This window comes from Bradyrhizobium ivorense, from assembly GCF_900696085.1.
Taxonomy (GTDB): Bacteria; Pseudomonadota; Alphaproteobacteria; order Rhizobiales; family Xanthobacteraceae; genus Bradyrhizobium; species Bradyrhizobium ivorense.
On record NZ_CAADFC020000012.1, the window covers coordinates 60168 to 83221 of the forward strand.

Annotated in this window: 22 protein-coding genes; 8 read left to right on the forward strand and 14 right to left on the reverse strand. The window is 65.8% G+C overall.

Annotated elements, in window-relative coordinates:
- Positions 1-31 precede the first annotated feature (31 nt).
- Positions 32-847, reverse strand: a complete 816-nt coding sequence (phnC, locus tag CI41S_RS16920; protein WP_139860585.1) for a phosphonate ABC transporter ATP-binding protein — start codon at positions 845-847, stop codon at positions 32-34.
- A gap of 190 nt (positions 848-1037) precedes the next feature.
- Here phnC and CI41S_RS16925 point away from each other — a divergent pair, with 190 nt between their 5' ends.
- From CI41S_RS16925 to CI41S_RS16935, 3 genes are read left to right on the forward strand one after another with little or no spacing between them, the layout of a single operon-like run.
- Positions 1038-1703 (forward strand): transferase hexapeptide repeat family protein, encoded by a 666-nt coding sequence (locus CI41S_RS16925; RefSeq protein ID WP_139860587.1) that lies wholly within the window; start codon positions 1038-1040, stop codon positions 1701-1703.
- On the forward strand, positions 1700-2872 hold the full coding sequence (locus tag CI41S_RS16930; RefSeq protein WP_139860590.1) for an alpha-D-ribose 1-methylphosphonate 5-triphosphate diphosphatase: 1173 nt from the start codon (positions 1700-1702) through the stop codon (positions 2870-2872). The genes CI41S_RS16925 and CI41S_RS16930 overlap by 4 nt, the downstream gene beginning before the upstream one ends.
- A gap of 15 nt (positions 2873-2887) precedes the next feature.
- The gene (locus CI41S_RS16935; protein WP_139860592.1) at positions 2888-3577 is read left to right on the forward strand and encodes a DUF1045 domain-containing protein; all 690 of its coding nucleotides are present in this window, start codon (positions 2888-2890) and stop codon (positions 3575-3577) included.
- A gap of 7 nt (positions 3578-3584) precedes the next feature.
- Here the strand turns inward: CI41S_RS16935 and hemC are convergent, their stop codons facing one another.
- The 13 genes from hemC to CI41S_RS17000 form a co-directional block, all read right to left on the reverse strand.
- On the reverse strand, positions 3585-4595 hold the full coding sequence (hemC, locus tag CI41S_RS16940) for a hydroxymethylbilane synthase (RefSeq protein WP_139860594.1): 1011 nt from the start codon (positions 4593-4595) through the stop codon (positions 3585-3587).
- 62 nt (positions 4596-4657) lie between these two features.
- Positions 4658-5278: a bifunctional nicotinamidase/pyrazinamidase gene (pncA, locus tag CI41S_RS16945; protein ID WP_139860597.1), complete on the reverse strand. Its 621-nt coding sequence runs from the start codon at positions 5276-5278 to the stop codon at positions 4658-4660.
- Positions 5279-5283: 5 nt separating this feature from the next.
- Positions 5284-6102, reverse strand: a complete 819-nt coding sequence (locus CI41S_RS16950) for an aspartate dehydrogenase (protein ID WP_139860600.1) — start codon at positions 6100-6102, stop codon at positions 5284-5286.
- A complete protein-coding gene (locus CI41S_RS16955) occupies positions 6102-7520 on the reverse strand; it encodes a M20/M25/M40 family metallo-hydrolase (RefSeq protein ID WP_139860603.1) in 1419 nt (472 codons plus the stop codon). Before CI41S_RS16955 ends, CI41S_RS16950 begins: the two co-directional genes overlap by 1 nt.
- Positions 7521-7648: 128 nt before the next feature.
- The gene (locus CI41S_RS16960; protein WP_139860606.1) at positions 7649-8137 is read right to left on the reverse strand and encodes a RidA family protein; all 489 of its coding nucleotides are present in this window, start codon (positions 8135-8137) and stop codon (positions 7649-7651) included.
- A gap of 174 nt (positions 8138-8311) precedes the next feature.
- On the reverse strand, positions 8312-8722 hold the full coding sequence (locus CI41S_RS16965; protein WP_229175685.1) for a c-type cytochrome: 411 nt from the start codon (positions 8720-8722) through the stop codon (positions 8312-8314).
- The gene (locus tag CI41S_RS16970) at positions 8719-10311 is read right to left on the reverse strand and encodes an NAD(P)/FAD-dependent oxidoreductase (RefSeq protein ID WP_139860609.1); all 1593 of its coding nucleotides are present in this window, start codon (positions 10309-10311) and stop codon (positions 8719-8721) included. Before CI41S_RS16970 ends, CI41S_RS16965 begins: the two co-directional genes overlap by 4 nt.
- A gap of 107 nt (positions 10312-10418) precedes the next feature.
- Positions 10419-11168: a 2-amino-5-chloromuconate deaminase CnbZ gene (cnbZ, locus tag CI41S_RS16975; protein ID WP_139860612.1), complete on the reverse strand. Its 750-nt coding sequence runs from the start codon at positions 11166-11168 to the stop codon at positions 10419-10421.
- Positions 11169-11482: 314 nt separating this feature from the next.
- Positions 11483-12658 (reverse strand): acyltransferase family protein, encoded by a 1176-nt coding sequence (locus CI41S_RS16980; protein WP_172628082.1) that lies wholly within the window; start codon positions 12656-12658, stop codon positions 11483-11485.
- Positions 12659-12799: 141 nt separating this feature from the next.
- On the reverse strand, positions 12800-13840 hold the full coding sequence (locus CI41S_RS16985) for a lytic transglycosylase domain-containing protein (RefSeq protein WP_172628083.1): 1041 nt from the start codon (positions 13838-13840) through the stop codon (positions 12800-12802).
- A gap of 97 nt (positions 13841-13937) precedes the next feature.
- Positions 13938-14921, reverse strand: a complete 984-nt coding sequence (locus tag CI41S_RS16990) for a methyltransferase (protein WP_139860621.1) — start codon at positions 14919-14921, stop codon at positions 13938-13940.
- Positions 14922-15142: 221 nt separating this feature from the next.
- A complete protein-coding gene (locus CI41S_RS16995) occupies positions 15143-16264 on the reverse strand; it encodes an amino acid ABC transporter permease (protein WP_139487365.1) in 1122 nt (373 codons plus the stop codon).
- 1 nt (position 16265) lies between these two features.
- Complete coding sequence (locus CI41S_RS17000; RefSeq protein WP_139860624.1) at positions 16266-17453, reverse strand: amino acid ABC transporter permease; 1188 nt, start codon at positions 17451-17453, stop codon at positions 16266-16268.
- A gap of 154 nt (positions 17454-17607) precedes the next feature.
- Between CI41S_RS17000 and CI41S_RS17005 the strand changes: the two genes are divergently transcribed.
- The 5 genes from CI41S_RS17005 to CI41S_RS17025 all read left to right on the forward strand — a co-directional run bounded on the left by CI41S_RS17005 (position 17608) and on the right by CI41S_RS17025 (position 22804).
- Entirely contained in the window at positions 17608-18483 is an 876-nt protein-coding gene (locus tag CI41S_RS17005; protein ID WP_139860628.1) for a MurR/RpiR family transcriptional regulator, read from the forward strand.
- Positions 18484-18488: 5 nt separating this feature from the next.
- Positions 18489-19844, forward strand: a complete 1356-nt coding sequence (locus CI41S_RS17010) for an aspartate aminotransferase family protein (RefSeq protein ID WP_139860631.1) — start codon at positions 18489-18491, stop codon at positions 19842-19844.
- Between the two features lie 65 nt (positions 19845-19909).
- The gene (locus CI41S_RS17015; protein WP_139860634.1) at positions 19910-20920 is read left to right on the forward strand and encodes an amino acid ABC transporter substrate-binding protein; all 1011 of its coding nucleotides are present in this window, start codon (positions 19910-19912) and stop codon (positions 20918-20920) included.
- 194 nt (positions 20921-21114) lie between these two features.
- Positions 21115-21750, forward strand: a complete 636-nt coding sequence (locus CI41S_RS17020; protein ID WP_139860637.1) for an aspartate/glutamate racemase family protein — start codon at positions 21115-21117, stop codon at positions 21748-21750.
- A 103-nt stretch (positions 21751-21853) separates the two neighbouring features.
- Entirely contained in the window at positions 21854-22804 is a 951-nt protein-coding gene (locus CI41S_RS17025) for a YiiG family protein (protein ID WP_139860640.1), read from the forward strand.
- The last annotated feature ends 250 nt before the right edge of the window (positions 22805-23054 follow it).

Here is a 23054-nt window from a genome sequence, read left to right on the forward strand (position 1 = left end):
GCCCGGCCGTCCTGGTCGGAAACGGCGACGCTCAGGCTGCGGCGACGGAGCCGAGCGCCGGAACGGTCGCACCGTCGGGCGCCGGCAACGGTGCCGCGCCGATGACGTCATTGGCCTCGAGGTCGTAGAGCTCGCGGGCGATATGGTCGGTCAGCGCGGCCGGCGCGCCGTCGAACACGACGCGGCCTGCCGCCATGCCGACCAGGCGGTCGCAATAGGTGCGCGCCAGGTCGAGCGAATGCAGGTTGCAGAGCACCGTGATGCCGAAATGCTTGTTGATGCGCAGCAGCGCGTCCATCACGATTTTGGTGTTGCGCGGATCGAGCGAGGCGATCGGCTCGTCGGCGAGAATGATGTCGGGCTCCTGCACCAGCGCGCGGGCGATCGCGACGCGCTGCTGCTGGCCGCCGGACAGCTGGTCGGCGCGCTGCGCCGCGAACTGGGCGATGTCGAACTGCTCGAGCGCGGACATCGCGAGCGCCCGGTCCTGCTCCGGCCACACCTGCGCCAGCGAGCGCCAGGACGGGATCTGGGCGAGCCGGCCCATCAGCACGTTGGTCAAGACGTCGAGCCGGCCGACCAGATTGAACTGCTGGAAGATCATCGCCGAACGCGCCCGCCACTGCCGCAGCGCCTTGCCGCGCAGCGCGGTGACGTCAGTGCCTTCGAACAGGATGCGGCCGGAGGTCGGTTCGGCGAGGCGGTTGATCATGCGCAGCAAGGTCGACTTGCCGGCGCCGGAGCGGCCGATCACGCCGACGAACGTGCCCGGCGCGATCGAGAAGGATGCGTTATCGACTGCGGCTTTCGTGCCGAAACGGCACGTCAGACCTTCCACCACCAGCATGCAATGCTCCAACCGCGACGCGTTGGGCCACCGCTATCCCCGGTGTTTTACAGTTATGTGACGTGACTGCTGCGCTGCGGCGATCGTCCACACCCCACTCGACCATTGTCATTGCGGCGTCATGATGCTGTCATGATGCATCTTGATGACACGCGCATCTCCCCCGAAGCCATGATTTGCTGAGGCTCTGATGGCCGGAAAAACGCTCTCGGTCGTGCCGACCATCGATCCCACCGCATCGGTGCGCGAGAGCAAGCTCGGCAAATATACCGAGGTCGGCGCACGAACCATGCTGCTCGAAGTCAGCATGGACGACTATTCCTATGTCGTGAACGACAGCCAGATCACCTACACGTCGATCGGAAAATTCTGCTCGATCGCGGCGATGACCCGGATCAATCCAGGCAATCATCCGATGCATCGCGCGACGCAGGCGCATTTCACCTACCGCGCCAGCGCGTATTTTCCCGGCGAGAGCGACGACACCGAGTTCTTCAACTGGCGACGTGCGCATCACGTGCATATCGGCCATGACGTCTGGATCGGGCATGGTGCGATCCTGCTGCCGGGCCGTAATGTCGGAACCGGCGCAGTGATTGCCGCCGGCGCAATCGTGACCAAGGACGTGCCGGCTTATACTATCGTCGGGGGCAATCCGGCGCGGCCGATCAAGCGCCGCTTCCCCGAAGCGATCGCGGAGCGACTGACTGCGCTGGGGTGGTGGGACTGGGACCATGAGACGCTTCGCCGCGCCCTGCCCGATTTCCGCAAGCTTTCGGTGGAACAGTTTTTGGACAGGTACGAGGCCGAGGGCGCAGCCCAATCACACAACAAACAGCGGAGTGCCGCATCGTGACTGACATTTTCATCGCAGGCGGACGCACGCTGGTTGACGGCGCCTTGGTCGAGACCTCGCTGCGGACCGCGGGTCTTGATATCGCTGCGCTCGATGCCGAGCAGGGCCGCGCCGCGCTGCATCTCGATGCGAGTGGGCTCTTGGTGCTGCCCGGCATCGTCGACCTGCACGGCGATGCCTTCGAGCGCCAGATGATGCCGCGACCCGGCGTCGACTTTCCGACCGACGTCGCGCTGATCGACAGCGACCGCCAGGTGATCGCCAACGGCATCACCACCGTGTTCCACGGCACGACCTGGTCGTGGGAGCCCGGCCTGCGCAGCGCCGAGAACGCACGAAAGCTGCTCGATGCGATCGAGGCGCTGCGGCCGCAGCTCGCCGCCGACACGCGCTTCCATCTGCGTCACGAGACCCACAATCTCAAGGCCGAGGCCGAGATCATTCAATGGCTGCGCGAAGGCCGCATCGACCTGTTCGCCTTCAACGACCACAGCAACGTCAAGCCAAAAAAGCGCAACCAGTCGGCCGAACGCGCCGGGCTTTCGCTCGAGGCGTTCAACGAGCTGATCGATCAGGTCGTTGCGCGCCGCCCCGAGGTGCCGGCCTCGATCGCACGGCTCGCGTCTGCTGCGCGCGACGCCAGTGTGCGCATGCTCTCGCATGACGACAACAGCCCGGCGATGCGCCAGGAGTTTCGCGCGCTCGGCGCCACGGTCGCCGAATTCCCGGTCAACGAGGAGACCGCGCGGGACGCCGCCGCAGCCGGCGACTTCATCGTGTTCGGCGCGCCCAACGTGGTGCGCGGCGGCAGCCACACCGGCTGGACCAAGGCATCCGACATGATCGCAAAAGGCCTCTGCTCGGTGCTGGCATCGGATTACTATTATCCGGCGCAGCTGCTCGCCGCATTCCGCCTCGCCGCCGACGGCATCCTGCCGCTGGCAAAAGCCTGGGACCTGATCTCGGCGGGACCGGCGCGCGCCGCCGGCCTCGAGGACCGCGGCGTGCTGGCCGCGGGCCGCCGTGCCGACATCATCATCGTCGACGACAAGCTGCCGCTGCGGCCGCGCGTCGTCGCCGTGATCGCCGCCGGACGGCTGGTGCACCTGACGGATGCGAGCTGCCTGGTTCATTCGCTCGCGCCGCGCAAGACGGTTGCGGCGGCGTAGGGTCATTCTGCGGTCATGGCCAATCACCCGCGTTACGCGATCTACTATGCGCCGGCACAGGACAGCGTGCTGCACCGTTTCGGTTCGGCGATGCTCGGCTACGATGCCGTTGATGGTGCCGACCTGCCGTTTCCCGGCGGTGTCGCCGCCGACTGGCGCGAGCTGACAGAAGACCCGCGCAAATACGGCTTTCACGCCACGCTGAAGGCGCCAATCTCGCTCGCCGACGGCAAGGATGAAGCCGAGCTCGTGGCGGCTTGCGCCGCCTTCGCCGGCCGCGCGCGGCGGATTCCGGTGATCGAGCCGGTGGTCGATGCGATCAGCGGCTTCATCGCGGTGATCCCGGCCAGGCGCTCGGAGGAGCTGCAGCAGTTCGCCGCCGACTGCGTCACCGAGTTCGACGGCTTCCGCGCGCCGCTGACGGCGGAGGATCGTGCGCGTCGCAACCCGGCAAAACTCACCGCGCGGCAGTGCGAGCATCTCGATCGCTGGGGCTATCCCTATGTGATGGAGGAATTCCGCTTCCACATGACGCTGACCGGACGTCTCAGCGACACGCGGCGCGGCCCGATCGTTACGTGGCTGCGCGAGCGGTTTGCCGCGATCGGGCTCACCACGCTCGCGGTCGACCGCATCGCGCTGTTCAGGCAGGCCGATGCCGCGTCGCGCTTCCGGATCATCGGCAGCTGGCCGCTGCGCGCGTAGCGCCCCGCTACTCGTCCGGCCGGGTCCGGGCGATGATCTCGGCGGCGCCCTTGTCGAGCAGCTCCATGCCGACGGCGCGGCCGAGTTCGCGCGGCCGATCCGCCGGTCCCCGCCTGACCACCTCGATAAAGCCGGCGCCGGCCTCGTCGAGCACCGAGGCGCGCAGTGTCATCTCACCTCCGGCGAGCGTGGCATGGCCGGCGATCGGCGAATTGCAGTGGCCGTTGAGCACCCACAGCACCTCGCGCTCGGCCTCGGCGCTAAGCCGCGACGCCGCGTTGTCGATCTGTGCGAGCCGCGCCCGCGTCGGCCAGTCGCTCTCGACGCATTCGACCGCGACGATGCCCTGGCCCACCGCCGGCAGCATCTCATCGACCGAGAAATCATGCGCGATGCGCGCGGTCAGCCCGATGCGCTCGAGCCCAGAGCGCGCCATCACCAGCGCATCCGCCGGCCCGACCTCGCCGCCACCGGGCAGCCGCTGCTTGTCGCCGCGATCGAGCTTTGCGACCCGGGTGTCGGCGGCGCCGCGAAAATGGATCACGGTCGCTTCGGGAAACAGCCGGCGCAGATAGGCGGCGCGGCGTACCGCGTTGGTGCCGATCATAAACCCCTTGCCGCGCGCGGCGCGAAACGTCTCCAGCGACAGGCCGGGCCGCAGCACCAGCGAGTCATTGGCCGCATCGCGCGCCAGCATCGCCGCGATGACGAGACCCGGCGTTTCTTCGTTGCCCGGCACGTCCTTTAGCGAATGCATCGCGGCCTGCAGCGTGCCCGCGCGCATCGCGGCGCGGATCTCGGCGACGAAGGCGCCGCCCTTGCCGCCGTGACGGAGCAGCTTGCTGGTCTGGTCCTGATCGCCGCGGGTTTCGAACTTGACGACATCGACGGCAAGCTCCGGCGCCGCCGCGCGCAGCAGGCGCGCGACCTCGTCGGTCTGCGCCAGCGCCATCGCGCTCTTGCGGGTACCGATCCGTAAAACCTGTCCCGACCCGGGATTTTTGCTGCGAATGCTCATTGACCGCGGGATTAGAGCAAAAGGTCAGTCAAAACAACGGTTTTTGCCGCCACTGACCGCCCTCAGGCGATGTCGTCGACCAGCGTCACGCCGGCCTGCCTGATCGCTGCCGTGGCGGCGGCGAGCGAGCCCGCGAGATCGATGGCGCGGCAGCCGGACAGCACCACCGTGGTCTCGAAGCCGAGCCGCCGCGCGTCCAGCGCCGAATATTGCACGCAATAATCCGTGGCGAGGCCCGCCATCACAACGCGCTTGAGCCCGCGTTCGCGCAGATAGCCGGCGAGCCCCGTCGGCGTGGTGCGGTCATTCTCGAAGAATGCCGAATAAGAATCGATCGCCGCGCGGAATCCCTTGCGGATCATCAGCTCGGCCTTATCGGTCACAAGCTGCGAGTGGAAGGCGGCGCCAGCAGTGCCCTGGATGCAGTGATCCGGCCACAGCGTCTGCGGGCCATAGGGCATGGTGATGGAGGAAAACGGCGCCGCCCCGGGATGCGAGGTCGCGAACGAGCTGTGACCGGCCGGATGCCAGTCCTGCGTCAGCACGACATGGTCGAACCGTTGCGCGAGCCGATTGACGACAGGCACCACCGCATCGCCGTCGGCGACCGCCAGCGCACCACCGGGGCAGAAGTCGTTCTGCACGTCGATGACCAGAAGCAGATCGTCGGGCTGGATCTTCATCGCCGTCACGTCCCGACCCGCAAGGAAGCGCGCAGCTTGCGCAGGCAGGCGATCACCGACAGCGCGGTGATGCGGCCGGTCTTCGGGTTCTCCGAGGGAATGTTCTCGATCGTCATCGAGAACCGCGCGGAATCGGAATCGACCTCGATGCGGTGGGTGTTCCGCGTCACCGTCGGGTCGGCCCAGATCTCGACCCGGGTGCGGTCGGGCCCGATGCCGGCGAGCGACAGTGCCACCGCGACGTTGAGATTGGCCGGAAAGCCTTTTGCGGCATCACGCGCGCTGCCTTCGAAGACGCGCAGCGGTTCGGTGATGCCCTCGATCTTGATGTCGTGCTCGACCAGATGCGGCGCGCCGACGAGGCCCGCGACCGGCTTGCGCGTCACGAGCTTTGCCGAATGAATGGTGCCGACCGCGGCCGCCGTAACCGCATCGAGCCCGATCAGCGCGCCGGTCGGCACGATGATCTGGCCGCCATGCGTTTTGGCGAGATCGACCAGGTCCTCATTCTGCAACAGCGCGCCGACGCTGAGCACCACCGCGGTCTTGCCGCGTTCGACCACCGGCGCCACGATCGCGCGCACCACCTTGCTCGGCGCGCACTCGACCACGATGTCGGCGACCTCGGCGAGCTGTTCGATCGGCACCATCTCCGGCGCGGTCTTGAGCTCGGCGAGCCAGCCGCGGTGCTTCTCCGGGCTGCTCGCCGACACCGCGACCAGCATCAAGCCGTCGATCCCGCGGTCGAGCGCCTTGACGACGTCGGCCCCGATCGCACCGAGGCCGGCCACCGCGACGCGCGTCTTCGCCTTGCTGTCCGCCATCACTTGCCGCCGGCGAGCATCTTGACCAGGCGATAGAGATATTCCTGGCCCTCGTAGAACGATTTCACCAGCACACGCTCGTCCTTGCCGTGAATCCTGTTGTCGTCGACATCGGAGGCAAGCCCGGAGTGCCCGTAGGTCGGAATCCCCGCATTGCGCAGGTAGCTGCCGTCGGTGGCGCCGGTGCTCATGACCGGAACGATCGCAGCGTCCGGCCAAAACTCCTTCGACAGCTTCTCGATCGATCCCATGATCTCCTCGTTCAGCGGCGACGGCGGGCTCAGCACGGCCTGGCCGCCCACCACCTCGATCTGCTTGTCGGCGAGCACGCGCTCGATCTGGGTCTGAACGCCCTCGACCGGCTCGCCGGGCAGGATCCGGCAATTCACCCCCGCGGTGGCAAGCTGCGGCAGCGCATTGATGGCGTGGCCGCCCTGCAGCATGGTGGCGACGCAGGTGGTGCGGAGCTGGGCGTTATAGCCCGGATTCTCCGACAGTCGCGCCAGCGCGGCCGGATCCGGCTGCGGAGCCAGGATGGCGCGGATGTCGTCGGCGTTCTGCTTGCTCTCAGTCTCAGCCGTCTTGGCGAAATAGATCCGGGTGGTCTCGTTGAGATTGAGCGGGAAATCGTACTTGGAAAGACGAACCAGGCCTTCGGCAAGGCGATAGATCGCGTTGTCCTTGCGCGGCAGCGACGAGTGCCCGCCACGGTCCTTCACCGTGAGCTTGTAGCTGGTCGAGACCTTCTCGCTGGTCTGCACGCTGTTGCGGATCGCCTTGCCGTTCTTCAGGCCGACGCCGCCGCCTTCGTTGAGCGCGAACTCGGCGTCGATCAGGTCGCGGTGGTTCTTGATCAGCCACTGCATGCCGAGCGCGTTGGCGTCGAGGATTTCCTCATCGGTCTCCAGCGCGATGATGATGTCGCGGTCGGGCTTGTAGCCCTCCTTCTTGTAGCGGATCAAGTTGGTGACAAAGGACGCCGCCATGTATTTGTCATCGCTACTGCCGCGGCCATAGAAATAGCCGTCCTGCTCGGTGAGCTTGAACGGGTCGAACGACCAGTCCTCGCGCTTGGCCGGCACGACGTCGATATGGGCGACCAGGAGGATCGGCTTGCGCGCGCCGGAGCCGCGCAGCCGCGCCACCAGATTGCCCTTGCGCGGCGCCGGTGAGAGCACGTGGACGTCCTGCTCGGGGAAGCCGGCCGCGCGCAGCCGCGCCCCAAGCGCCTCCGCCGCCTTCTGGGTATCGCCGGTCGCGGTGGTGGTGTCGATCTCGACCAGTTCCTGGTAGATGCCGCGGGCGAACTGCTGCTGCTCGGTCAGTCCCTGCGCCGCAGCGCCGGTTGCCAGCAGCGCGGTGCCGAAAGCGGCGGACAACAGGAGCGACTGGGACACTTTTCGGATCTTTTGCGACATCGTGCTCTCCCCGGAATTGCACTGCCTCACCAGCCTGAATTCAGACAGGCGGCAGGTACTTTGGCAAGACGGCGAGCCCCTCAATTTCTGCGCGCGACCTCCGCGATTTCACGCCCCATTTGCAGTGCTTATTTGGCGTCCTTGACCGCGACCACCTCGATCTCGACGAGGAATCCGGGATTGGCGAGCGCGGCGACGCCGACCACGGAGCGCGCCGGCAGGTTCGGCTGGCCGCCGCCGAAGAACTGGGTGTAGCCCTCCATGAAGGCCTTGAAGTCCATCGGCGCGGCGGCGTTGTGCACCAGGAACACCTGCATCTTGACGACGTCGCCCATGCCGAGCCCTTGGCCCTCCAGAATGCCCTTGATGCGGTTGAGCACGCCGACCGTCTGGGCCCTGGTGTCGCCATAGGCCTGCGGGCTCGCCGGATCGGCATCCTTGTTGATCGCAGGCGGCACCTGGCCGCTGACATAGACCGTCGTCGCATTGCCGGTGACGGTGACGGCCTGCGCAATCGGGAAGGTCGAGTTTGGAATCGGATGCCTGATCACATCGGCGCAGGCCGCGGTCGCGACCGCCGAAAATGCGACGCCGAGGACGACAGTTGCTAGTCTCATGATTCCCCCCATGACCTGATCGCAGGTCGTGCTGTGACACCGATATTTGCTCGTCATTCCGGGGCGCGCACAGCGCGAACCCGGAATCTCGACGTTGTCGGACTCCGCACCATCACCTCTGGATTCCGGGTTCGCGGACTTTGCCCGCGCCCCGGAATGACGGCGACGCCGCGGCTAGCGGCGGGCCTCCTGGACGTCCTTCGCCGTCACCGCGTCCTCAAAGTTGTTGCCGAAGTGCGTCCGCAGATAATTCACAACGGCGGCGACCTGACCATCGGTCATCATGTCGCCGAACGCCGGCATTCCGCGGCGGCCGTTGATGACCATGAAGATTGGATAGCTGCCGGATTCGAGGTTCTTGTTGGCCGCCAGCGACGGATAATTGCCGGCGCCGGTTGCGCCGGACGCATCCGGCATGTGGCAACCTTGGCAGACATTGGCGAACAGCTCCTCGCCGGTCATCTCGACGAAGCGGTAGCCGGAGGAGAAGGTGCGCCGGCTCGCGGTGCTGTCCTGCCCGGTCGCCGCGGTGGCCGAGAGCAGCGTCAGCGCGGCGACCGCCGATGTCCTGACCCGTATCATCATGTCCTCACCACGCGCTCGTGCAGCCGCACGATGGCGTCAAGCGCCGAGAGGATCGCGCCCTCCTGCCAGGCTGGCAGATCGGAGGCGTGCTCGCCGGCCAGCACGATGCGGCCGTCGATCTGGCAGAGAGTGCGGTAATGTTGCGCCCGGCCGGCGTCGGTCCATTCGCCGCTGCAGCCGAGCGTGAACGGCACGCGGTGCCAGGCGACCGCAACGCCGGTCTCGAACTCGGTCTTGTATTGGGGATGGATCTTGGAGCCAAACTCGACCGCGCTGGCGACGCGCTCGGCCGGCGTCATCGCGGTGAACTCGTAGGAATTGGCGCCCTCGAACAGATAGGCGCCGAGCAGGATGCCGCGGCCGGCACGGTTGAAGCCGTAGTTCGGATAGGCGATCTGCCGGATCGGCAGGTCGGTGAAGCTGATGCCGCCATAGATCGCCTCGTCCTCTTCCCAGAACCGCCGCTTGAACTGCAGCCCGATTTTCACCGAGCCGGCATAGGGCAAGGCGTCGATCGCATTCTTCATGGGCGCGCTGACGTCGACCGGCAGCTGGCTCAGGATCGACAGCGGAATGGTACAGATGCACCAGTCGGCAGTCGCCTGCTGCACCACCGATGGTTTCGCCGCATCGACATAGCTCACGGTGACGCCGGAGCTGTTCTGCTGGATCTGCGTCACCTTGGCGTTATGCCGGATCAGATCGCCGACCTCGCGCGCGAACGCCTTGCCGATCATGTCCATGCCGCCGACCGGCTGGAACATCGTGGTCTGGAAATTGTAGCGCGCGAAGGCCTGCAGATAGCGCCACAGCCGCGAGCGCAGGATCTCCGAGAGCGCGATCGGCTCGCTCGGCAGCGGATCGGCGGTCAGGCCGCCGCCGGGATCGCGCGCATAGCCGCGGAACTCGGCGGAGACGAGATTGGCGCTGTATTTGTAGTCGCGGTCGAGCGCGCCCCAGGCGCGCAGCGACTGCAGCAGGATCTCCTGATCTTCCTTGGTGACGGCCTCGTCGAGCTTGCCCTGCTGGGTGACCTTGGCGAGCAGCTCCGACACCTGGCCCTGGAAATCCGCCTTGATGCTGCGGATGCGTTGCGGCGTGCCGTTGAACGCACGCGTCGCGTGCAAGTAGGCGTTGTGGTTGAGCTGGATGAAGGGTTCCAGCGCCACGTTGAGCCGCCGGCAGTAATCGAGCAGCGCGCGGTGGTGATAGGGAATCCGCCACGGGCCCGGATTGATGTAGAGCCCCTGCTCGAACTCGCAGGTCTGCTTGAAGCCGCCGAGCTCGACAAAGCTGTCGCCGCCGCGGATCGTCCAGTTGCGGCCGCCGGCGCGGCTGTTGAATTCGAGGATCTGGACCTTGTAGCCGGCCTTGCGCAGTTCCAGCGCCGCGGTCATGCCGGCAAGCCCCGCGCCGAGGATCAGCACGGAGGTGCCCTTCACATCGCCGGCGAGCTTCAGCGGCCCCTTGTAGGCGGATTCCGACGCGAAGCCGAGGCTCGTCATCGCGTGATACATCGCCGAACTGCCAGCGATGGTCCCGATCAGCGCGAGCAGATCCCGCCGCTTGATCACAGATCCGTTCTGCACCCGCGTTCACCCAGCCGCGTTGATCGTTAAGAGAAGGAAACGGTTGACGCGACCGCTGTCAAGAAAGCGCCCCACTTCGACCCGCAGCAACACGCGCTTTTGATGCCTCACACGACCCGCTCGAGATGCACGCGGCGGCAATCCATCTCGTAGTCGAGCCCGACCACCGGCGGCCGGTCGAAATGCCAGGTCAGGCCGTTGCGCAGCACGCCGCGGCGGCCGAGCTCGGTTTCGAGGACCGCATAGGCGTCGTACACGGTATAGAGCTGGACGGCGGTGGTATTCCGCCACGAACCGCCGAACGCGCGCATCCGCCGTTCCATCTCGTCCAGCACGAATTTCGCCTTGGCCAGCATGCCGGCCGGACTGGTGTCACCGGGCGCGACCGTGTGGTCGCGGTAATTGGCCTTGCCCTCGACGGATTCGCCGCTGCCGGCGACGACGAAGCTGGCGGGCGCATCGGTTGGCGCCGGCACCGTGTAGCAGAAGGCGTGGAAGCACGGCTCGCTTGGCGGATCGAGCTTCGGACAGACATTGCTGCGCGCCACCGGATTGACGCCGTCCCTCATCACGCCCCAGTCGATCAGCGTCTTGATGTAGATCGCGTTGAACGCCTTAAAGCCGTCCTCGGTGAACGGCGCCGGCGAGCGCAATTCGCAGGCGCCGAACGCCGTGAGCGGACGACCTGCGGATGTGAGGATTTTCGCGATCCGCTCGAAGCCCGCGGCCAGCGGCACCGGCCCGGCGAACCTGACGCGCTCGATGGCAAAGCCGGGCAGCGCGCCAATGCCGCAGGAGTACTGGCTGACGCCGGGCATGAACCGGTAGCCGCCGGGAGCCTCGATGGTGCTGGTCATGGTGCCTCGTGGGTGAAGTGAATGCGGGCGATGTCTTGCAACGGAGGATAACCGCTAGTGGTGCGGTGTCACCCCCCGCATACACGCCTGTCGTCCCTGCGAAAGCAGGGACTGCACTGAGTTTCGTTGCACCGTTGTCCGTTCCGTCATCCTGAGGTGCGAGCTCTTGCGAGCCTCGAAGGATCGCCGGCCACCAGCCGGGCCGATTCATCCTTCGAGGCTCGCCCAGCAGCGCAATTGCGCTGCAAGGCTCGCACCTCCAGCGACAAAGGCGAAACCTTTGCGCGGGGATGACGGTGCTGGCAGAGTGCGGCCTAGATCGATGCAGCACTCGTTCTGCTTGTGCTCAAGGCGGTCGCAGCCGATCCGCTGCCGCGCCATGCCGACAGGCGGCGGCCGAGATCCATCGCGGGTCGCTCGATCCAATAGTAGGTCAAGGCGGCGAGCGGCACCACCAGGACGACCGAGAGGATCAACGCCAGCCCCAGCGCCACGCCGGGCGAGCCGAGCCGCAGCAGCTTGTCGTCCTCGTACCAGATCATGATGTCGAGATGCAGCTTGTGGCTCAGATAGGAGCCGACCATCCGCATCAGCTGGAATAGGAAGGTATGGATCATGTAGATCGAATACGACCACAGGCCGAGCTTTTGCAGCGGCGATGAGCGCATCAGCGCCGACAAGAACCCCTGGTCGAACGAGAAGACGTAAATCACGATCGCCGCGAGCAGCGGAAACGCATATTGAAAACTGCCCTTCGGGGTGGTCAGCATGAACAGCACCAGGAGCAGGACGCTGAACACCTCCAGCAGATGCGGCGTTTCGAGCTTGCCGTTCGATTGCGCCCGCAGGTCGTAGACCAGGCAGCCTGCAAAGAAGCTGAACATTGCGCGCAGGATGCCCCAGTCGCTCGACACGAACAACGTGGTCGGCGACAGCGCGTACAGCATGGCACCTGCGGCGAGGCAGAGCCCGAGAAAGATCGGCCGCCGCCGACGCGGAAACACAATCACGATGGCCGCAAACAGCAGCGAGACGTAGAACTCGAGCGCGGCGCTCCAGGCCGGGCCGTTCCAGGTCAGCCCGGGATGCAGATTGAACGACTGCAGGAACAGGATGTTGGTGAGCGCTTCCCACGGCGTGCGCCCCTCGCCGAACGGCACGGAATCCAGGGCAAACGAGCCGCCGCCACGCACGAACACCAGCTTGACGATTTCGATCCCGGCCAACAGCACCAGCACGGCCACATGCAGCGGCCACAGCCGCGCGAACCGGGTAATGGCGAAGCGAACGCCGTCGGCGCCCTGCTTGAGGCGTTCACCATAGGCATGGCAGAGCACGAAGCCGGACAGCGCAAAGAACATGTCGACGCAGAATTGCAGGTTTGCGAACGGCTGCGTCCCCTTGAGCGCATGGTAAATCGGAATGTGGAAGAGCACGACGAGCAGCGCGCAAACGCCCCGCAGTGCATCAAGCGCCTCAAATCGAGCCACTCCGTTAACCCTGAACTGCCCCCGCATGAAACACCTCGACTGCTGCCTTGACCCAAACGGGCTATCCGACAGCGAGGTCAGCAAGTTGCAGGCCAGCGAACGCAGGGTTGAAAAGGGATTTCCGCCAACGGCCCACGCCGTCTAGTTGCGAAACACGAGGCAGCTGCCGCCGATTTTCTCGAGCCGCGCACAGAGCTGGTTGGCGCGCTCGCGGGTCGTCTCGGCGACCCGGACCAGATACCAGGACGCCGAGCCGGGCCCGGCCCGATTGGTTCGCAGCACAAGAGGGGCGCGATCGCCGAGCACCGACGCGAACCGTTTCTGAAGCTGCTGGTAATCGGCGAGCACCCTGGATTGCGACGGTCCGCCCGCCAGTTGGAGGCCCCAGGGTCCCCACGCCGCTTGCTGGATGGATGTCACGGTCTCTCTTGGTCCCGCGGGAACCGCCTTGATGAGCATGCCGCGCACAATGTCGCTGCAGGCCAGGGCAGCATCGCTATGGACGCGATCCTCCAGCGATCCCTGCGCCCATTCCTCGGCGGATTTGCCGGTGATGATCCTGACATAGGCGCGGGTTTCGCCCGGCAGGTTGCCACGTCCCGCCAGCCAATCCTGAACCCGCCGCGGGCCACCATTGTAGGCAGCCGCGGCAAGGCCGAGGTTGCCGAACTGCTCGCGCAGCTCGCGGAGCCAGCGCGCCGATTCCTGGATCGCAAGCAATGGCTCGAACGGATCGGCCAGACCGCGCCATCGCGCCGTGCCGGGCATGAATTGGGCGATGCCCTGCGCACCGGCAGAGCTGACGGAATTGGGATCGAAATTGCTTTCCTGCCAGATCAGCCGGACGAAGAAATCCGGCGGCAGGCCGTTCTTGAGCGCAGTCTCCTCCAGCACCTTGCAGTATTGCTGCGGCCCATCGAGCTTTGGTGCTTGTGCCGCCGATGGAGCGGATGAGGATTGACGGTCCTGCGCTGGCCGATCGGCCTCATTGTTGTTTTCTCCGACGTTCGGATTCGGACGCGAGGGTTCCGCCGGCTCCGCGCGGTGCACCGTTGGCCCCACCTCGACATTGTCGGCAGGTTCGGCGCGCGCCGCGCCGACGAACAGCAGCAGGCCCACCGAGCCGATCGCCGCTCGTGAAATAGATCGATGAACCCGCCGCGGTTCGACAATCGACTGCATGAAACGGATCGTTAAAATAGTGGACGTGCCGGTCAACCATATCATCGACGCCGCCGGACGGGCGGAAAATCTGGTCGACCGCTGCGCGCCCGGCGAGCTACTTGAACCCGATCACCATCGAATCCGGGCCGACCAGCGGTTCGACCCGCGTTTTCGCAAATCCGGCTTCGCGCATCCAGCCCTGACAATCCGCGCCGGTATAGTCGAACCCGCCCGAGGTTTCGATCAGCATGTTCAAGCTCATCAACAGACCGAAGGCGTTGTTGCGGCGATCGTCATCGATGATGGCGTCATAGGCGATGACCACGCCGCCTTTCGGAAGCGCATCGAAGACCCTGCGGAGCAGCGCCTTTTTCTCGGCAAGGTCCCAATCATGGAGGATGTGCCCCATCACGATGACGTCGACGTTCGGCAGCGGATCCTCGAAGAAGTTGCCAGCCTGAAAGCGGACCCGGTCCTGCACTCCGCGCTGCGCGATGAATTCCTCGAACACCGGCTTGACTGGCGGAAGGTCGAAGCCGATGCCGGTGAGGTGGGGATGGGCGGCGGCAAGCGTGGCGGGCACCATGCCTTGCGCCGAACCAAGATCCATGAAGGTCGTGTAGTCCTTCCACGGGAAGCCGGCGGCGATGGCCTGGGCCGCGCCCGCGCTGACGCCACTCATCGCGCGCAGAAATCCCCGCAGCCGTTCCGGATCGGCATACAGCGCCGCAAAGAGGTTTTCGCCGCCGCCCTTGCCCTCGTTCTGCAGCTCGCCGCTACGCAGCGCTTCGGTGAGCGAACCCCAGAAACCGTAGAGACGGGCATTCGCCATCTCCAGCAGTCCGCCGATATAGGACGGCTTGGCGCGATCGAGAAACAGATCGGTCTCCGCGGTATTGCGATAGACGCCGCCGTCGCGCTCCAGAAGCTTCAGGGCCACCAGCGTGTCGAGGAAGTCGCGGGCGGCGCGCGGATGCAGCCCGAGCTTTCCCTGCAGCGTCGGCAGGTCGGCGGGGGCATTGGCCAGGGTGCTGAACACGCCGAGTTCGACCGCGCTCAGCAGCGTCTTGGATGCCCAGAAGCCGAACCCGACTTGCATGATATGTTCAGGTGTTGCGTTCACGCGTTGACCCTCCAATTGGGTTTCACTTGGGACGCGGGATCATTGCGGAGTCGCGCTACAGCGTCATTTCAAAATAACGACAACACGTGACCAGTGTCACATTCGGCGCGGTACATGCTGCCGGATCGCCAGCTTCGCCCATCTCTTTTGAGCATGATCTTTTCGGAAAACCGCTTCGCACTTTGCCGGATCATGCTCTAGTTCTGCGTGCGCTGCGCCTCGAGGCTGCGGCTGTAGCGCGACATCGCGAAGCAGAAGGCAAAATAGATCACGCCGACGAAGACATAAACCTCGACGCTGAAGGACTGCCAGGCCGGATCGATGATCGCGGTCTTCGCGGTGGTCAGCAAATCGAAGATGCCGATGATCAGCACCAGACTGGTGTCCTTGAAGAAGGCGATGAAGGTGTTGACCAGCGGCGGGATGACGTGGCGGATCGCCTGCGGCAGCACGATCAGGAGGTTCTTCTTCCAGTAGGACAGGCCGAGCGCATCCGCGGCCTCGGACTGTCCGCGCGGCACCGCCTGCAGGCCGCCGCGCACCACTTCGGCGAGATAGGCGCCGGCATAGAGGATGAAGGCGATCTGCGCGCGCAGCAGCTTGTCGATGTTGACGCCGTCGGGCATGAACAGCGGAAACATCACGCTCGCCATGAACAGCAGGCTGATCAGCGGCACGCCTCGGATCAGTTCGACATAGAGCACGCAGAGCGAGCGGATCGCGGGCAGCTTTGAGCGGCGGCCGAGCGCCACCAGAATGCCGAGCGGAAAGCCGAAGGCGAGCCCGAAGGTGGCGAGGATCAGCGTCACCGGCAGCCCGCCCCAGCGGTCCTGCGAGACGTAGGACATGCCGAGGAAGCCGCCCCACATCAGGCAGCCGATCACGACCAGCGCCGCGGCCCAGAGCAGGAACAATTCCTTGCGCCAGAAACTGCGCCGGCTCGAGACTACGAACAGCGCGATGAAAATCACGACCACCAGCGCCGGCCGCCACTGCTCGTTGAACGGATAGGTGCCGAACAGGATGAAGCGGTATTTTTCCGGGATCACTGCCCAGCAGGCGCCGAGCCCGCGCAGCGCGCGGCAGGCGCTGGTGTCGTTGCCGGAGACGATCCAGATCGCGTTGGCGATGCCCCACTGCCACAGCGCGATGCAGGCCTTGCCGAGCACGGCCACCAGCAGCAGCGTCACGATGGTCGAGGTGATGGACGGAAACAAATTGGTGCGCAGCCAGACGGCGATCTGGCCGCCGAGCGTACGCTGCACGCGCGGCCGGCCAATCGGCAGCGGATCCTGTGGGACGTGGGCGAGCGAACTCATGTCAGCGCTCCACCAGCGCGATGCGCGCATTGTACCAGTTCATGAACAGGCTGATGCCGAGGCTGACGGTGAGGAACACCATCATGATCAGCGCGATCGATTCGATCGCCTGCCCGGTCTGGTTCAGCGTGGTGTTGGCGATCGAGACGATGTCCTGGTAGCCCACCGCGACCGCCAGCGAGGAGTTCTTGGTCAAATTGAGATACTGGCTGGTCATCGGCGGGATGATGACGCGAAGCGCCTGCGGCAGCACGATGTGCTGCAGCGCAAAGCTCTTCTTCAGCCCGAGCGCCTTGGCGGCATCCCACTGCCCGCGCGGCACCGCCTGGATGCCGCTGCGCACGATCTCGGCGATGAAGGCGGAGGTATAGGTGACGAGCGCGATCAGCAGCGCAAAATATTCCGGCGCAACCGTCAGCCCGCCGACGAAGTTGAAGCCGCGCAGCTCCGGCAGCGTGATGCCCCAGCTCGCGCCCAGCAGCACCGACACCAGCGCCGGCACTGCGACCACGAGGCCGACCGCGTAAGGCCAGGCCGGCCGCGCTCTGCCATCCAGCATCTGCTGCGCGATCAGGCGGCGGCGGACAATGAAGAAGATGACCAGGCCAACGATCAGCGCGAGCAGCGTCCACAGATTGGCCTCGTGCAGCGGCACCGACGGCAGGATCAGCCCGCGGTTGGACAGGAACACGCCTTCGACCGGCTTCCAGGCCTGCCGCGCGGCGGGCAGGCCCTGCATCAGCACGTACCAGAACAAGAGCTGCAGCAAGAGCGGCAGGTCGCGCAGCACCTCGACATAGACGGCGGCAAGCCGCGACAGCAGCCAGTTGGTCGACAGCCGCGCGATGCCGACCAGGGTGCCGATCACGGTCGCCAGCACGATGCCGATCACGGCGACGCGCAGCGTGTTGACGAGGCCGACGATGAAGGCGCGCAGATAGGTGTTCTTCGGCGTGTAGTCGATCCACGAGTCTGATATCGGCATGCCGGCTTCGCGGCCGAGGAAGGCAAAGCCGGTCGAGATCCGCCGCACCGAGAGATTATGCACCGCGTTCGACCACAGCCAGGCGACGATCGCGATCGCGATACCGACCACCAGGATTTGCCAGAACAGGCCGGCGACGCGCGGATCGTCCAGCGAGAGCCGCCAGGATCGGGAGGGAGGGCGTTTCGGCGTCGATGTCGTCACAGCACAAGGATCCTTTGAACGAAGCGATCTTCTGCCATGCGCAAGAGCGTTTTCGAGCGAAGTGGGTACCGGTTCGCGTGAAGAAAACGCGTCAAACTCAAACCTGCGCACTTCATATGTTGCACCAAATTCAGATTCATGCAACATATGTTTCATGGCCCAGGCTCAGCCGAAACCATCGCCCCTCAACGAATTGTGCAGCGCACTGCCGTCGCTGCCGATGCGCTTGCAGGAAGTCGGCCGTTTTGTCGCAGCCAATGATTACGACGCCACCACGCGCTCGATGCGCGACCTTGCCGCGGTTGCCGGCGCCGATCCCGCCTCCTTCACCCGCCTCGCCAAGGCGCTCGGCTATTCCGGCTGGGATGAATTGCGCGCCGCGCTGACCGAGGCGCGCCGGCCGGCACAAACCTCGCCGTTCTCCGGCCGCGCCAAAAGCCGCCGCGCCGGGCCGAATGCCGACGTCAAACTGGTGCACGACAAGCTGGAGGCGGAAGCCGCAGGCCTGGCGCGGATCTCTGCGAGCGCGATCGCCGAGGCGGCGCGTGCACTGCACACGGCGAACCGGATCTGGATCGCGGGCTTTCGCAGCTGCCGTAGCGTCGCGGAACTGCTCACCTATCAGCTCCGCCTGTTCCGCCCGGACGCGGTGCAACTGGTCGGCGGCTCCGGCCCGTTCGATCTCGACCACGGCGCCTTCCGCGCTGACGACGCGGTCATCGTGATCGGCTTTGCGCCCTACACCACGGTCAGCGTCGAGACCGCGCGCGCCGCGCACGATGCGCGCGCCACGCTGATCGCGATCGCCGACACGATCGCAGCGCCGATGGCCGAAGGCTGTGATCACCTGCTGCTGTTCGAGGCCGCCGCCTCGCCCGGCTTCTTCCCGAGCCTCACCGGCGCGATCGCGGTCGCGCAGTCGCTGGCCGCCGTCAGCTTCACGCTGGGCGGCGCGGGCGCCAAGCGCAAGCTGGAGGAGACCGAAGGCCGGCTTGCCGAGATGTCGCAATATTTTGTCGAGAAAGGATGACTGTCATGGCCGCCACCAAGAGCCGCGTGATGCATCGCAGCCTGCGCGAGACCCCGCCAAAGGCAATTGGCGGCGACGGCGTCTGGCTGATTGCCGAGGACGGCCGCCGCGTGCTGGATTCCTCCGGCGGCGCTGCGGTGTCCTGCCTCGGCCATCAGCATCCGCGCGTGCTCGCCGCAATCGCCAAGCAGGCCTCGACTCTGGCCTATGCCCACACCGCCTTCTTCTCGTCCGAGCCGGCGGAAGAGCTCGCCGAGCGGCTGGTCGGCCATGAGCCCGGCGGGCTTGCATCGGTCTATTTCGTCAGCGGCGGCTCGGAGGCGGTCGAGGCCTCGATCAAGCTGGCGCGGCAATATCACATCGAGCGCGGCGAGCCGCAGCGCGCGCGCTTCATCGCCCGCAAGCAGAGCTATCACGGCAATACGCTGGGCGCGCTGTCGGCCGGCGGCAACGCCTGGCGCCGCGAGCCCTATGCGCCGCTGCTGTCGCCGTCGTTCTCGCACGTCACGCCGGCCTTCGCCTATCACGAGAAGCGCGACGATGAATCGGAGGCGGCGTTCGTCGGCCGGCTCGCCGCGGAGCTCGAGGCCGAATTCCAGCGGCTCGGCCCCGACACCGTCGCCGCCTTCATCGCTGAGCCGGTGGTCGGCGCCACCGCCGGCTGCGTGCCGGCGCCGGAGGGCTACTTCAAGGCGGTGCGCGAGATCTGCAACAAGCACGGCGCCCTCCTCATCCTCGACGAGGTGATGTGCGGCATGGGCCGCACCGGCACGCTGCATGCGTGGGAGCAGGAAGGCATCGCGCCCGACATCCAGGCGATCGCCAAGGGGCTCGGCGGCGGCTACCAGCCGATCGGCGCGATGCTGGCGAGCGGCACCATCGTCGAGACCGTGCGGAGCGGCTCCGGCGCGTTCCAGCACGGCCATACGTATCTCGCGCATCCGCTCGCCTGCGCCGCCGCGCTCGAGGTCCAGAAGATCATCGCCGAGGAAAAGCTGCTCGACCAGGTCAAGGAGCGCGGCAAGCTGCTCGAGCAGCGGCTCACCGAGCGCTTCGGCAATCACCGCCATGTCGGCGACATCAGGGGCCGCGGCCTGTTCTGGGCGATCGAGCTGGTCGCCGACCGCGGCACGCGGCAGTCGTTCGATCCCAAGCTGAAGCTGCATCAGCGGATCAAGGCAGCCGCGTTCGCCGGCGGGCTCGGCTGCTATCCGGCGGGCGGCACCGCCGACGGCAAGCACGGCGACCACGTGCTGCTGGCGCCGCCCTACATCGCAACTTCCGGCGACATCGACATGATCGTCGAAAGACTAGGCGCTGCGGTAGACAGCGCGTTGAAGGATATCGGTCACGGAGCGTGATCCGGAAAAGCGGGTTCCGGTTTTCCGGCAGGATCATGCTCAAAATGAAATGGAGGAGGAGTACAATGTACAGGGGATTGATTACTGCAACCGTTCTCGCCGCAAGCATCACGGGCGCAAGCGCGGCGACACTCGACACCGTCAAACAGCGCGGCACGCTGGTGTGCGGCGTCTCGACCGGCTTTGCCGGCTTCTCGGCGCCGGACTCGCAGGGCAACTTCAAGGGCCTCGACGTCGACTATTGCCGCGCGCTCGCTGCCGGCGTGCTGGGCGATCCCACCAAAGTGCGCTACGTCGCGCTGACCGCGCAGAACCGCTTTACGGCGCTGCAGTCCGGCGAGATCGACGTGCTCTACCGCAACTCGACCCAGACTTATCTGCGCGGCACCACGCTTGGGCTACGGCAGGGTCCGGTCAACTTCTACGACGGCCAGGGTTTTGTGGTGAAGAAGGACCTTGGCGTGAAGGAGCTGAAGGACCTCAAGGGCGCCACCGTCTGCGTCGCGCAGGGCACCACGCATGAGGTGACGCTCGGCGACTATGGCCGTGCCAACGGCATCGACTGGAAGCCGCTGGTGTTCGACCGCGTCGACACCATGTACCAGACCTTCTTCGGCGGCCGCTGCGATGCCATGACCCAGGACGCCTCGGCGCTCGCCGGCGCGGTCGCGACCGCCGCACCGAAGGCCGAGGACTATGTCGTGCTGCCGCAGACCATCAGCAAGGAGCCGCTCGGCCCGTTCACTCGCAACGGCGACGAGGGGTGGAGCGACATCATCACCTGGCTGCACTACGGACTGGTCGAGGCCGAAGAGCTCGGCGTGACGCAGGCCAATGCCGACGAGATGGCGAAGTCGCAGGTGCCGGCGATCCAGCGCCTGCTCGGCGCCTCCGGCGATCTCGGCTCGCGGCTCGGGCTCGACAACAAATGGCTGGTCGCGGCGATCAAGGCCGGCGGCAATTACGGCGAGATCTTTGAGCGCAATGTCGGCAAGGCCAGCCCGCTGAAACTCGAACGCGGCCTCAACGCCACCTGGAGCAAGGGCGGCCTGATGTACGCCATCCCGTTCAAGTAGGAAGTCACCTCTCCCCGCCCCTGTCCGCCGAAGCCTTGGCGAAGGCGGATGCGGGGAGAGGTCGGATTGCATCGCGAGATGCAATCCGGGTGAGGGGGAGTCTCCGCGAATTCTCTCTCACCTGTTGTGCCGATAGAGCCCCTCACCCCGCCCTCTCCCCGTGAAGAACGGGGAGAGGGAGAAGAAGACCGACCATGCGCATCACCCTCATCCATGCCCTGAAGCATTCGATCGTGCCGATCGAGGCGTCGTTTGCACGCCTATGGCCGGAGGCGCGGCTGATGAACCTGCTCGACGATTCGCTCTCCGCCGATCTCGCGCGCGACGGCAAGCTCACCGAGCGGATGACCGATCGCTTCCTCACCATGGGCCGCTATGCCGCCGATACCGGCGCCGACGGCATTCTCTTCACCTGCTCGGCGTTCGGGCCCTGCATCGAGGCGGTGGCGCGCGCGCATGCGCCGATGCCGGTGCTGAAGCCGAACGAGGCGATGATCGAACAGGCGGTCGCCAAGGGAAAAAAGATCGGCCTGCTCTCGACCTTCCCGCCGACGCTGGTCTCGATGCCGCCGGAATTTCCCGCGTCTGTGACGCTGGCGCCAAAGCTCGCCGAGGGCGCGTTGGCCGCGCTCGACCGCGGCGACCGCGCCGAACACGACCGCCTGGTGGTCGAGGCTTCGAAAGACCTGCGCGACTGCGACCTGATCGCGCTCGCCCAATACAGCATGGCGCCCGCCGCCGACCGCGTCGCGGAGGTCATCGGCAGGCCGGTGCTGACGACACCCGACAGCGCGGTCGCGAAGCTGAAGGCAATGCTCGGCGCACACTAGGCCGGACCTTGTCGGCGTCGACCGCTTTTGACTCATAGCCGTCATCCAGGCCGATCGATACTGTGCTAAACGGGATCCCGGCTGACATGAGGGCAAACTCCCGATGCGACGTACGGCTTTCCTTGCGATTGCAACCATCGTTCTCGCGCTCGGTCCGGCTGCCGCCCAGCAGGACCAGCCCGCGTCATCGGCGAATGCCGCTTCCGCGCAACTGACGCAGAAGCTCAATGCCTATGTCGGCTGCATCAACCGGCTTTCGGCACGCTCGTTCGAATCGCGCGAGCGTTACTTCTCCTGGGTCGGCAAGAACGGCCCCACCGGCAAGGAGCGGATCATCTACGGCACTTACACGATCTACGACACGGCCGACTGCAAGAAGGACGTCGCAGCCGCCAACGCCATGGACCCGCATGATGCCGAGCTCGAAGCGGCCGCGAATGCCTATGTCACGGCGGTCACCGCGCTCGAGCCGCTGTTGAAGGAGGCGGACGACTACTACAGCCAGGAGAACTACAAGGACGACAAAATGGCCAAGGGCAAGGCTCTGCATCCGCGTCTGGTCGCGGCATGGGATGCCTTTGCCAATGCCGACAAGGCGCTGCGCGGCGGGGTCGATGTCATCAACGACAAGCGCGCCGCCGAGCGGCTCGCCGCGATCGAGGCGAGCGAGGGCCGCAAGTCGCACTATTATGTCGAGGCTCTGATGATCCAGGCCAAGCGCCTGCTCCGCGCGCAGCAGGCCGATAAGCCCGACCTCGATGCGATCACCCGGTCGCTCAACGAGTACGAGGCCACGGTGAAAGCGGCAGAAGAGGCCTCCGGCAAGGACGGCGACGCCAAGCTCGGCTCGATGTTCATCGGCAGCGCCAAATCGTTCCTCACCACCGCGAAGCAGCTGATGCGCCGCGTTCGCGACAAGGTGCCTTACAGCTCGGGTGAGAAGATGATCATGAGCAACGCCGGCGCCGGGTGGATGGTGGAGGGATCGCCGGCCCGGCTGATGCGCGATTACAATCAGCTCGTCGACGGCTACAACCGCGGCGCCCGGATCTGACGGTGGTCGACAGACTGAAGGGATGCCTGGGTAGCTGCGTAGGGTGGATTAGCCGCAGGCGTAAGCCACCGCGACGTGGAAACGGAGGCGGATTACGCCTCTCGGCTAATCCGCCCTACCCGCTGATGCGCGATTACAATCAGCTCGTCGACGGCTACAACCGCGGCGCCCGCATCTGACGACGCCGGCAGCGCGGTGCCCAAATTGAAGGCGATGCTGTGCGCGACCTGAAACGCCGCCTGCCCAGCCC